At 31.2% G+C, this 12,576-nt stretch carries 13 protein-coding genes; 11 read left to right on the top strand and 2 right to left on the bottom strand.

Annotated elements, in window-relative coordinates; all coding sequences use genetic code 11:
* Window positions 1-89 precede the first annotated feature (89 nt).
* From GXK57_RS26330 to def, 4 genes are all read left to right on the top strand, one after another.
* Window positions 90-239, top strand: a complete 150-nt coding sequence (locus GXK57_RS26330) for a hypothetical protein (protein WP_202127683.1) — start codon at window positions 90-92, stop codon at window positions 237-239.
* 388 nt (window positions 240-627) lie between these two features.
* Complete coding sequence (locus GXK57_RS06060) at window positions 628-1,368, top strand: hypothetical protein (protein ID WP_160673011.1); 741 nt, start codon at window positions 628-630, stop codon at window positions 1,366-1,368.
* A gap of 2 nt (window positions 1,369-1,370) precedes the next feature.
* Window positions 1,371-2,645 carry a DUF4097 family beta strand repeat-containing protein gene (locus tag GXK57_RS06065; protein WP_160673014.1) on the top strand — a complete coding sequence of 425 codons (1,275 nt, stop codon included), beginning with the start codon at window positions 1,371-1,373 and terminating at the stop codon, window positions 2,643-2,645.
* Window positions 2,646-2,765: 120 nt separating this feature from the next.
* A complete protein-coding gene (def, locus tag GXK57_RS06070; protein WP_160673017.1) occupies window positions 2,766-3,242 on the top strand; it encodes a peptide deformylase in 477 nt (158 codons plus the stop codon).
* A gap of 225 nt (window positions 3,243-3,467) precedes the next feature.
* Here the strand turns inward: def and GXK57_RS06075 are convergent, their stop codons facing one another.
* Window positions 3,468-3,929 carry a DUF2383 domain-containing protein gene (locus tag GXK57_RS06075; RefSeq protein WP_160673020.1) on the bottom strand — a complete coding sequence of 154 codons (462 nt, stop codon included), beginning with the start codon at window positions 3,927-3,929 and terminating at the stop codon, window positions 3,468-3,470.
* A 277-nt stretch (window positions 3,930-4,206) separates the two neighbouring features.
* Here GXK57_RS06075 and GXK57_RS06080 point away from each other — a divergent pair, with 277 nt between their 5' ends.
* Entirely contained in the window at window positions 4,207-4,728 is a 522-nt protein-coding gene (locus GXK57_RS06080) for an ECF transporter S component (RefSeq protein WP_160673023.1), read from the top strand.
* Window positions 4,729-4,772: 44 nt separating this feature from the next.
* Here the strand turns inward: GXK57_RS06080 and GXK57_RS06085 are convergent, their stop codons facing one another.
* Window positions 4,773-5,609, bottom strand: coding sequence for an NAD(P)-dependent oxidoreductase (locus GXK57_RS06085; RefSeq protein ID WP_160673026.1), 837 nt, complete (start codon window positions 5,607-5,609; stop codon window positions 4,773-4,775).
* 241 nt (window positions 5,610-5,850) lie between these two features.
* Here GXK57_RS06085 and helD point away from each other — a divergent pair, with 241 nt between their 5' ends.
* From helD to hprK, 6 genes are all read left to right on the top strand, one after another.
* Complete coding sequence (gene helD / locus GXK57_RS06090; protein WP_160673029.1) at window positions 5,851-8,145, top strand: RNA polymerase recycling motor HelD; 2,295 nt, start codon at window positions 5,851-5,853, stop codon at window positions 8,143-8,145.
* Window positions 8,146-8,462: 317 nt separating this feature from the next.
* Window positions 8,463-9,629 carry an FprA family A-type flavoprotein gene (locus tag GXK57_RS06095; protein ID WP_160673032.1) on the top strand — a complete coding sequence of 389 codons (1,167 nt, stop codon included), beginning with the start codon at window positions 8,463-8,465 and terminating at the stop codon, window positions 9,627-9,629.
* A gap of 414 nt (window positions 9,630-10,043) precedes the next feature.
* Window positions 10,044-10,301, top strand: coding sequence for a DUF1292 domain-containing protein (locus GXK57_RS06100; RefSeq protein ID WP_128214765.1), 258 nt, complete (start codon window positions 10,044-10,046; stop codon window positions 10,299-10,301).
* A gap of 13 nt (window positions 10,302-10,314) precedes the next feature.
* Entirely contained in the window at window positions 10,315-10,710 is a 396-nt protein-coding gene (locus GXK57_RS06105) for a hypothetical protein (protein WP_160673034.1), read from the top strand.
* A 680-nt stretch (window positions 10,711-11,390) separates the two neighbouring features.
* The gene (locus tag GXK57_RS06110; protein WP_128214762.1) at window positions 11,391-11,588 is read left to right on the top strand and encodes a DUF896 domain-containing protein; all 198 of its coding nucleotides are present in this window, start codon (window positions 11,391-11,393) and stop codon (window positions 11,586-11,588) included.
* A 15-nt stretch (window positions 11,589-11,603) separates the two neighbouring features.
* Window positions 11,604-12,515 carry an HPr(Ser) kinase/phosphatase gene (gene hprK, locus GXK57_RS06115; RefSeq protein ID WP_160673037.1) on the top strand — a complete coding sequence of 304 codons (912 nt, stop codon included), beginning with the start codon at window positions 11,604-11,606 and terminating at the stop codon, window positions 12,513-12,515.
* Window positions 12,516-12,576 lie beyond the last annotated feature (61 nt).

Here is a 12,576-nt window from a genome sequence, read left to right on the forward strand (position 1 = left end):
TTAAATATCAATTAAATAATTAAATGGTGTTAAAGTTCAGTGTTTACTATACAGATATAAGGTTGTTTAATTAATAAGGAGGGTCAATCATGGGAGTTAGCGAGAAAGATCATGCATATGAGGTTGCTAAAAAGATGATTATAGATGGTGAATCCTGGGATAAGATAATGGATGAAACTAGACTAAGATTAAAAGACCTAAAAAGAATTCAAAGAGAAGAAATAAATCCACATATGTAATTTATAAGTAGCTAGACTTGTATAAAAGCAGGTCTAGCTACTTTTTTACTGTACAGGGGATCATTATTTCTTTATTATAATTTAAATTATAAAGTTTTAACAATTGGTTTAATAGTAAACTTTATGGTAAAATTTACTATGTATATATCTATTACCACTAAACTTTAAATTAAGATTTGTTTCTAAATATTGTTGAAATTAAGTTTTCATGAAGAAATAGTGAATTAATTCCTTGCTTAAGCTCATTTAAGCATTGAATCAACGACAGCTTAATTTAAAAATAGTATGTTATCATAAGGATTAAGAAAAAGTTAAGAATTTATTAACTATAATCTTAAGTTTTTATATTTATTATAGGAGTATAAGCTTTGATAGGAGGAATTATCAAATGAAAAGTAAAACAAAAGCATTTTTTCTTTCATTTATCCCAGGACTTGGACACATATACTTAGGAGAAAATAATAGAGGTTTAATTTTTTTAGGCGGTATAGTATCTTATTTATTTACAGTGGGCTTCTTAGACAGATCCTATGACATGATAGGTGATTATAGCAGAGTATTTAATGCTGCACTTCCGATACTATGGGCATTTAACATACTAGATTGTATGATTAATGCTGATAAGATAAACAAAGGAATGATAAATTTAGCTGACGAAAATAATATTGAAGCAGATAGAAAACTTATAGCCTATATGCTTTCAGTACTTCCAGGTTTAGGTCAACTTTATCTAGGAGAAAAAGAGAAAGGACAGAAATTATTTTGTGTATTTTTGGTGATTTATGTTTTTTCATCCTTAGTAAATATTGATATATTGAAAATTGGAGTGCCAGCAGTAATAATTTATTCCATTCTTGATTTGATGAATGTAAGAGCAACAAACGGTATTACAGAAATAAACTTTTCAGGTAAGTGGTTTGAAAACTGGGTAAAGATTCTTGGATTCATATTCATAGCAGCAGGTATTATTACCCTTGGTAACAGATTCTTAGGACAGTTTGTAGATACTAGAATTGAGTACATGATAAGAGATTATACTAAAGTAATTTTATCTTCTGTAGTATTAATAGGTTTTGGTGTTAAGATGTTGTTCATGGGAAAACCAAAGGATATCAGCAGGGAGGATTAATTATGAAACAATGGAAGATTGGAAGGCTTTCCGCAGGTATTGGACTTATCTTACTAGGGGTACTGCTTATAATTGCAAGGATACAAAGTCTTTACTATTTTGAGATGTTAGAAAAATGGTGGCCAGTTTTAATAATATGTCTGGGGATAGAATTAGTAGTAGGTGCATTCTTAGCAGGAAATTCAAAAATAACTGTAACTGTTGATGGAAAGAGTGTTTTTATAGCGGTGCTAATAGTGATTTTCGTATTTGTCGGTAGTGGAATAAGCTTCGCTGCAAGAAATAAAGGTGCGTTTTTAGATTGGAATGGATTTTCCTTTAATTCTTATAGTAATGAAAAGACTGTGTCAAACAAAATGGAGTTTCAAGGAAAGAAGTCAATAACTATAGAGAACAAACAGGGAAAAGTTTCAATCGATAAAAGTGATAGTGATAAGATAGAGGTTGAGGCTAACATAGTCATAGCATATAATGATGAGTCTGCTATTAGTGAATTGCAGAAACAGGCAATTGAGTTTGCAGATGGTGAGGACTTAGTAGTAAGTACAAGCAATCAATCTGGAAAAGATGGAGCTGTAAGAAAGGTTGATTATACAATAAAGCTTCCAGCGTCAGTAAGATATGATGTTGAGAGTGCATATGGTGATGTTTCAATCTCTAACATATCTAGTGATGGAAAGAGTAGTCAATCCAATGGTAGTACTAATATAACCAATGTGAAGGGTAATACAGAAATAACTAATAAGTATGGATCAGTTAAGGTAGACACTTTAGAAGGAAACTTGCAGCTAAGCTGCAATAACGGAAATATTAACCTATTTAATGTAAAAGGAAAGATAGTAGCTTCAAATTCTTATGGAGCTACCAATGTGGAGAGCATAACTGATGATATAGAGTTTAAAGGCTCAAATGGAGCTTTTACAGGAAAGAACCTAGGAGGGTTTACTAAGGTTACTAGTAAATATGGAGATGTGAATCTTACCAATCCTACAAAAGGGCTAAATGTTGAAGCTAACAACGGTACAATTAAAATTGATTGCAATAAGCCTATAGAAGGAGATGTAACTGTATATAGCAATTATGGAAGTATAAACACCAAGATAGTAAAGGAACAGTCAGCAAAGTTTAATTGCTCTTCAAGAAATGGTACTATTACTAATGACCTAGGACTTTCTGGTGATAATAAAAACAAAAATAGCACTTTAGGTGGTGAAATTAACGGCGGAAAGTACTTGTTCATGATGGAAACAAAAAACGGTTCCATAAGTATAAATTAAAAGTTGAGCTTAGAACCTTATAAGTATTGGTGACTTCTTGGAATCTATAAATTTTAGTTGAAGTATTTAGCTTCAGTATGTAATAATGTGTTTAGATAGATTTTGAAAGGAGTTACCTTTATGGCAATTAGAAAGATAGTTCAATTAGGTGATGAGCATTTGAAAAAAATATCAACACCTGTTAAGGAAATAAACGGAGAAGTATTAGCTCTTGTTAAGGATTTGAAGGATACTTTATACTCAGTAGATGGAGTTGGACTTGCTGCTCCTCAGATAGCAGTAAATAAAAGAGTGGTATTTATAGATTTAAGAGATGGCTCTGAGCCAATTGTTTTAATAAATCCTGAGATAACTTATAGAGAAGGTAAAGAAGAGGGATATGAGGGATGCTTAAGCTATGTTGGCTATGAAGGACTAGTAGAAAGACCTAAAAAGGTTAAAGTTAAGGCTCTTAACGAAAAAGGGAAGGTTGTTGAGTATGAAGCAACTGGACTTTTGGCAAGATGCTTCTGTCATGAGATAGATCATTTAGATGGAATCATGTACGTTGATCAGGCTATTGAAATGTATGAGCTTGTTGAAGAAGAAGAAGAATAGTTTTAAAAATAGGACTTAGCGAAAAATGCCAAGTCCTATTTTTGCTTTTAATAAAGGTATATAGTTTTTCCTGGCCAAACCTAGTAGTTTTAAAAGCCTATAACAGCTATTTATGGTAACAGCAAAAAATTTATTTGACTGCCAGATTCTCCTCATATGCATTGGAAAATGCAGCTGTGCAAAAAAAATCACTAAAGAAGAACGCTTTAGTGATTTTTTATATGTCTAAAACCTACTTTGACTAATTTTGTTTAAAAATATCTGAGCAAGATCTTTATTATCCTGAATTATCTTTTCAATGATTTCACGGCTGGTGGAATCTAAGTTGTTATTATCTTCTATAAATCTATCTCCCATAGTAAAACCGGTTTTGCAAGCTTTGTAGGCTTCATTAAGTACTTCTTCATCTGAATCAACAGTTAAGTTTTTTATGTTTTCGTATATTTGAGATAATGTTCCTATAAGTCCTACCTGTTCTTTTGGAATGCCTCCAAGTTGATCAATTCTTTCTTTTAGTATATTGCTATGCATTAGATAGGTAGCTTGAACTTGTAAGAAAATCTGTTTTAAACTATTATCTTTTGCTTTTTTTTGAAGGTTTTCAAAGGCTTCAAGTCCCATTTGAGTTCCTTTTAATACACGATTTAACTCTATCACTATTTCTTTTGGTGGAGCTTGAATAGACATATACATCATCACTCCCTTAAATAATTTCTTAGATATAGGTGGAACATCTTTATATACAACCCATAAATTTTCTACTTTCAGTTCTAATATTTATATTGATACTAGAAGATACTATATATAAAGTTATATTCATTTGATAGTTTAATCAAAAAGTAAAGATTTATACTTAAGTGCTAAAACACTTGGTTTTATAAAGATTAATAGTAAAATAAGTTATTTACTCATGGCTATTATTATTGTATACTGGTGTATATACACTAAAGGGAGATGAATTACTATGAATAAAACTAAGAATTTAACTTATATTGCAGTACTTGTGGCGTTAGCCATTTTAATACCTATTACTTTCGGGTTTGCAACAATAACAATACCACCATTTACAGCAACTATAGCAGCTCATGTTCCAATGTTCCTAAGTATGTTTGTATCGCCTTTTGCAGCGGTGGCAGTTGGCTTAGGAAATGCAGTGGGATTTCTTATAGCTGGAAAGCCTATATATGTAGTTTTAAGAGCGCTTATGCATGTTTTTGTTGGACTTGCTGGAGCATTAATGATTAAAAAAGGTGTTTCTTATGGAAAGACAGTAGCATTTACTTCCCCAATCCATGGTGGGTTAGAAGCGTTAGTAGTTATGCCTTTCCCAGGTTTTAATTTTAAAGCCATACTAATAACTGTGTTTATAGGTACTTTAATTCACCATTTCATAGATGGTACTATAACATACGTCTTAGTTGAATCTATATCAAAGGCAACTAGAAAAGATTTTAGAAAGGTCTTAGCAGGATCTACTGATAAATAGTTTTAAATAAAGTAAAAGGTCACCTGACAAGGTGGCCTTTTACTTTATTTAATTGCTATTGTGCCTAAGTAGTTTTTTACACTATCTTGCCATGAAGGCATTTTTATATTGAAGCAGTTATATAAAAGACAGGTATTCATAGCAGTATAGCTTGGTCTTGGAGCTATATTGGTTATGGCCTCAGTAGCAAGAGGTAAAACATTTTTTTGAAGATTAAAATACTCAAATACATACTTAATCACATCAACTTTTGAAACAGCTCCTTCATTTACACAATTGTACACTCCGTAAAAGTCAGAGGCTATAATTTGGGAAACAGAACTACATAAATCTTCAATATAAGTTGGATTTATAACAGCGTTGGATATTAAAAATATAGGAGTAGTAGATTGAGATAAAGCTTTTTTTATATAGCAATCACTTCCTCCAAAGCACCAAGAGGTCCTTATTATAAAATATTTACTACATATGGTACGAATAAGCTTTTCTGCTGCTAGCTTGGACTTACCATATATATTTATTGGAGTACATTTATCGGTTTCAAAGTATGGAGAGTGCTTTTCACCTCCGTAAACATAAGCAGAAGAAATGTATACAATAGGAATTGATAGGCTATTACAAGCATAAGCTACGTTTAGTGTTCCTAGAGTATTTACGGTATAAGATTCAGTCTCATGGGTTTCACAAAAGTCTATATCTGACAATCCAGCAGCTTGTATAACTATGTCAGGTGAATACGATTGTACTTGTTGCAGAACTAAGTCTTTATCAGTTATATCCAAAGTATCTTTATCTAGGGCTATGACTTGGTGCTGTTTCTTTAAATAGTTAGATAGATAGTTTCCTATATTACCGCTAGAACCTAAAACCATTATTTTCATAAACTCACCTCATTCCATTTGTTAGGGATGTACCACTTCATAATTAAAGCTATATTTTCAACACCTCAAATATGGGAGGATGAAAACAGTTTTAGGATTGCAGTTGTACATCTTTAATAAATTTAATTTTCACTAAAAACATAAATTCACATTAAATTATATGAAAAACACCATATGTTTATTGACAACAATTGTATAAAATTAATATAATTTTTATTTAGAGACCAAAGGTGGTGAAGATATGATTAAAGAAGAGGAATTAAATTATGAGAAGGGGCATCTTAGAGAAACTAAACAGTGGCTAGAGGATGCTGCTTCTGAACAGGGCGAGGAAGAACAAAAACTTTTAGAAAAGATAGGAAAGCTAAAAAAGGCATCTAAGGGAAAATACAATGAAGAGCTAGAGACCGAAGAGAAGATATATAATATTGTTCATAAAAATGTTGAGAAGTATAAAGAATCTATAGAGCAACCTTACTTTGCTAGAATTGATTTTAGAGAATACAGAAAGAAGGAAGAGGTATTCTACATAGGTAAGTTTGGATTAGGGGATATGACTAAGGGTGAGGAATTAGTTATTGACTGGAGAGCTCCTATAGCTGATTTATACTATAGTGGAACTCAAGGAGATGCCTATTATAGAGCACCTGCAGGAGTAATACAAGGAAACCTTTCTTTAAAAAGAAAATTTCTCTTTGAAGATGGCGATATAAAGGATATTTTTGATGAGGGAATTAACGAAATTATACTTAAGAATACTATGGGTGATAGTGGAGATAATGCTTTAATAGATGAATTCTTAAAGATTAATTTAGAGCAAAGCACTGGTAGGAAGCTTAAGGAAGTAGTTGCTACTATACAAAAAGAGCAGAATGATATAATTAGAGCGGAAAAAAACGCTCCTATAATAGTTCAAGGGTCAGCTGGATCAGGAAAGACTACTGTAGCACTTCACAGGCTTGCATATCTGCTTTATAGATACAAGGATAAGCTAAGTGGTCAGGATATATTGGTTATAGCTCCTAATAAGCTTTTCTTAGATTATATATCTGAAGTTTTACCTACCTTAGGAGTAGGTGAAGTGCTTCAAAAAACTTTTGAAGATTTTGCACAAGACTTTTTAAAGCTTAAGGGAAAGATATATTCTAAAGATAAAAAGCTCCAACAAGTCTTAGAGAGTGAAGATACCGAGGAAGTTAAATATATAACTAATTCTAGTAAAGTAAAAGGTTCCATGGTGTTTAAGTCAATCTTGGATAGGTTCCTTTTAATATTAGAGAGAGAATCGGCAGATATTAAAGATATAAAGATTCAAGGCTTTACTGTGTTTGAAGAGAAGGAAATCAAAAGGTTGTATGTAAAAGATATGAAGCATATGCCTATCAATAGGAGAAAAGACGAAATTAAGAGATATTTTCTATTGAAGTTAAACGAAAAGCTGATGAAGGTTATTGAGAAGATAGATTTTCAGTATGAGTATCAAATATCTAGAATAAAAAAGCAAATGGATGATTGTCAAGAAAGAAGAGAAAAGCTCATAGAAATATATGATGAAAGAGACAAATTTAAAAATAAGATCAGAACAGAAGGCAGAAGTGAATTTGATACTTATTTTGATAATTGGAAGGGTATTGATACAAAAGATTTATATAGAAGATTATTTACTGAAGAGGGATTGTTTGACGAGTTGACGGATGGTGTTGTACCTAAAAAACTCTGGGATTACATTAGTGCAAAGCTTCAAAAGGATGATGAAGAGGGAATAATTGATAGTGACGATATTGCAGCTATGCTTTATCTAAAGTTGATGGTTGAAGGTGTTCCAGAAGATAAAAAGTATAAGCATATAGTTATAGACGAAGCTCAGGACTACTCTCCACTTCAGATGTGTGTAGCTTCAATGCTTGCACTAGGCAACTCTATGACTATAGTAGGAGATATAGGCCAAGGTATATATTATTATAAAGGAATTGATCAATGGGAAAAATTAATCGAAGACGTATTTCATGGTGAGTGCAGCTACATACCATTAACTCAAAGCTATAGATCCACTATTGAAATAATAAATTTTGCAAATAAAGTGCTTAAAAAGCAAAAAAATAATTTAAAGCCTGCCACTCCAGTATTAAGGCATGGAGAGGAACCAAAGATAATACAATATGAGGATAATAAAGAGTTTGCAGAGCAAGCAGATGCTATTGTAGAAAAAGTTTTAGACAATGGTAAGAACAGCGTTGCTATAATAGGCCGTACCTTTGAAGAATGTAAAAAGATTAGAGATATAATGAAGAAAAATTCTAAGAATCAGTGGACGCTTATCAAGGAAGCTGACAAGAATATAAAACTTGATAAGATAATAATCCCATCTTATCTTACGAAAGGTTTAGAGTTTGACTGTTCTATAGTATTTAACTGTAATGATGAAGTTTATGGAGATAGTGAACTTAATAAAAAGCTGCTATATGTAGTTTTGACAAGAGCACTTCATTATCAATATGTGTTTTATAATGGTAATGTTAGCAATTTGTTAGAATAATAGAAGAGTTTACATGAATGAATTAATACTTGTTTGAAAATCCAGAGTTCTATAGATTTTAGAAAATTTATAAATAATAGTTAGTTAAGAACCCTGTAAGGATGTGCCACTTCGTTATAAAATTTATATTTTTAAAAGTTTTTATCAAAAATAGCTTTAAAAGTAGATTTTGTATCGAAGTGGTATACCTTTAAAGTAAGGTTATTTAAAAGGGATAATATGGATAAGATTGTAAAATACAAGCGTGTATGGTACAATTTATGTGGTTTTTATTTTATTCTTTAGAAAATTTTCATTATGTGTTTGGAGGTAGTAAAATGAGTGCAGAAAAGATCAGAGATAATATATATTGGGTTGGTGTTAAAGATGCTGAATTAAGAGTATTTGATATCATAATGGAAACCAAAAAAGGTACAACCTATAATGCCTATTTAATAGAAGATGATAAAATAGCTGTAGTTGACAGCGTAAAAAATGGATTTTATGAAGAGTTTAAAAGTAATATAAAAGCAGTAATCGGCGATAAGGCTATAGACTATATAGTAGTTCAACATACAGAATTAGATCATAGCGGATCTGTGATAAGATTAATGGAAGATTATCCAGAAGCTAAGGTGGTTGGTTCAAGAGCAGCTATTAACTATCTTAAAAATATAGTTAATAGACCATTTGATGCTATTGAAGCTAAGGAAGACTTAAGTTTAGGAAAAACTACTCTAAAGTTTATATCAGCTCCTAATCTACACTGGCCAGATACAATATTCACTTATGTAGAAGAAAAAGCGCTTCTATTTACTTGTGACTTTACAGGATGCCATTATTGTCCAGAAGGAAATATAACAGACAGTTTTTCTGATGACTACTTTGAAGAAATGAAGTATTACTTTGAAGTTATAATGGGACCATTTAAGAAATTCGTAAAGCAAGGCTTAGCTAAGATAGATGGACTTAAGATTGATATAATAGCACCAAGTCATGGACCACTACATGTTTCAGATGCAAGCAAATATTTGAAACTTTATGATGAATGGTCAACTGTAGCACCAATTGAAAAAAATGTACAAGTATTCTACATATCAGCTTACGGAAATACTGAAGCTATTGCTAAATATGTAACAGAAAAGATTGGTGAAAAGGGAGTAAAGGTAGAAGTTCATGAGATAACTTCTATGTCCTTAGAAAAAGCGGCAGAGTTAATAGACAACAGTTCTGCATTTCTAATAGGATCACCAACAATAAATCAAGATGCAGTTAAGCCATCATGGGATCTTTTATCTCTAGTTAATCCAATTGTTAACAGAGCAAAGCCTGCTGCTGCTTTTGGATCTTTTGGATGGAGTGGTGAAGGTGTACCAATGCTTACAGAAAGACTTAAGAGTCTAAAGCTAAAAACTATTGATGGACTTAAGGTTAATTTTGTACCATCTGAAGAGGATTTTAAAAACGCAGATCAATTTGTTGAAAGCTTCATGAGCTTAGTTTAGGATTATAGGGTTTTATTACGAAAACTTAATAGTTGAAGTTATAACCCTATATGTATGTACCACTTCATGATGAAATTTATATTTTCAGATTGAAGTGGTACAGTTAGTTTAGGTGATATCTACGTATTCACTGAAATTAAGTGGTTAGTCATCCCATGTTTAGATGAGCTTGCGCAAAGAATTAATATGATTTTGGCATGTTTCATTTCCTATATAACCACTTAACTTCTAAAATATTATTAGAGATATCCTAAATTTACAATTAATTTCAAAGCATCTTTTTATAAATTGCAGGTGTTCTAAAATACATTTAAGATTTAGGGAATACATAGGTAGTAATGTTATTAAGAATAGATATTTAAGTTGAAGCAATAATAATTTATATATAAACTTATTAGTATAAGGAGATTTTTTATGAGTGATTTAGATGAAAAAGAAATAATGTCTTTCAGAGATGAAAATGGAAATAAAGTTGATTTTGAAGCAGTTGCGAGAATATTTTTAGAAGAACAGGAATATTTAATATTGTCACCTCTTGAAGAAGGTGCTGATGAAGAAGATGCATTTGTCTTTAGAGTGGATGAAGTAGAAGGAAAAGAAGAATATAATCTTGTAGAAGATGATAATGAATTTGAAGCAGTAAAGAAAGAATATAAAAAATTATTATATTAATGGGGGTGTAAATGTGAATAAGTCAGGAATTATTAAGTTTTTAAGTGAAAATGAACTTTCAGATATTCAAGAAATCGAATACAAAGAAGGTCTTGTATTAAGATTTTTCTATGATTTTGATGATGTCGAATTAGATGGAGCAAAGGCATATTCAAATGAAGAAAGTGACTACGAAGAAGAAAGCGCAGAGTGGTACTCTGAATTTTTCTTGCCATACTTAAACGATACAGCCATTGACAATGTAACTGATATTGTAGACGAATTGAATGAAGAGTTTGGGGTTGAAGCTCAATTCATTTCTTATGATATAGATTCGGCTAACTACAGTTATAATGAGTTTGTTGCAGTATTCTTTGAAGGCGATAAAAAAATTGATATTGATGATGTGATGGATGAGTTAGGATTATAGTAGTATAGTTATTTTATTGAATAATTTATTATCTAAGGCCTCTTTAGTATTTTTCTAAAGAGGCCTTTTAATGTCCTGAAAATATAGTGTTCATATAAGACTCCAACATTAATTAAGCAATGCTTCTATAAAATATATTACGTCTATTTTTCCATAAATTATTTTTTATCATGTGCTTCTTTAAAAGACTCTTTTGCTGCTTTACAACTAGCTTGTCTAAGTTTTCACTTAATTTCAGTACAAAGAAATTAGTAGGGGATAGAAAGTTGAGACATAGGTTGAGCAAAAATTTTCTTCTATTGATCCTTTTTTCTAGCTTAGAGCAGTACATATATTTATCCTCCAAATTCTTTAAATTATTAACTTATGCGAAGTGTAATATTATTATAACAAATTTTGTATGTTTGTAAAAAAGATTTGTAAGTCAAATTCTTACAATTAATGCTATAAAAACTTAACAAAATACTACAAAGTGCATAAAGTAACATATGGAAATATATGTAATAGCACTGCAAATGTAGAATTTTACATAAATGTAATAATGTGAGAATGTAGAATTAAGTCTAAAGAATTGTTGTTGATTAATGTATGGGAGAAAGGTAAAATAAATTTTAGACATATAATTAATTTTTTAGCATAATTACGAAATATGATAATTTAACTGAAGAAGGAGAATATTAATGAACATTGACCAGTTAATTGCAAGAATCAATTTTTTATATAAGAAAAGTAAAGAAGAAGGTTTAAGTGAGGAAGAAAAGAAAGAACAAGAGGAATTAAGAAGAGATTATATAGACAGAGTTAAAAGTAACTTTAAATCTCAATTAAATACGATCAAACCAAACAAACCTAGTAAACCTAAAAATATTAAAAATTAATAAAGGATGATATTTATGGGCGTTGTAACCGTTGAAACATTAGTGAAAGATTTCGAATTTGAAGTGTTAGTAGAAGGTGAAAAGAATATACCTATAACAGTTAGCGATATAAATAGACCTGGACTTCAGCTAGCTGGATTTTATAATTACTTTGCGCCTGAAAGGATACAAGTCATTGGAAAAGCGGAGTGGAGCTTTTTAGATGATATGGGGGTAGATCTAAGAAAGAAAAGAGTAAATAAATTTTTTAGCTTTAATGTAAGTTGTCTCGTAATTACTAGAAATCTAGATCCACACGAAGAACTGATAAAAGCAGCACAGAAGAATAAAACTTGGGTGCTTAGAACTTCCATGATGACTACAAAGTTTATGAGTAAAACCACTATTTATTTAGCAGATAAGATGGCTCCTGAAACTAGACTTCATGGAGTGCTTGTAGATGTATATGGAATAGGTATTTTAATAACAGGTGAAAGTGGAATAGGTAAGAGTGAAACTGCTTTAGAGCTTATTAAAAGAGGTCACAGACTTGTTACAGATGATGCTGTAGACATAAAAGAGATAGACGAAGACTTGATAGGAACATCACCTCATATAACCTTCGGTATGTTAGAAGTTAGAGGTATGGGTATTATTGATGTTTCGGCACTTTATGGATTAAGTTCTGTCCTAGCCTCTAAAGAAATAAAGCTAATAGTTCATCTAGAGCACTGGAGAGATGATGGAGACTACGATAGATTAGGAATAAATGCGGAGTTTATGGATATACTAGGTGTTCCTATAAGAAAGATGAGGGTTCCAATAAGACCAGGTAGAAATATTGCTGTTATAATCGAAGCAGCGGCAGCCAACTATAGATATAACCTCATGTCTGATACTACACCAGTTGATGTAATAGAGAGCAGAATGAGCAGAGGTGTTGACTAATTCACATAAAAGTACATGATCATGCACATAATAAATAAATCATTGAAAAAAGGTGATATTT

The sequence above is a fragment of the Clostridium sp. C8-1-8 genome (assembly GCF_009928445.1).
GTDB lineage: Bacteria > Bacillota > Clostridia > Clostridiales > Clostridiaceae > Clostridium_AR.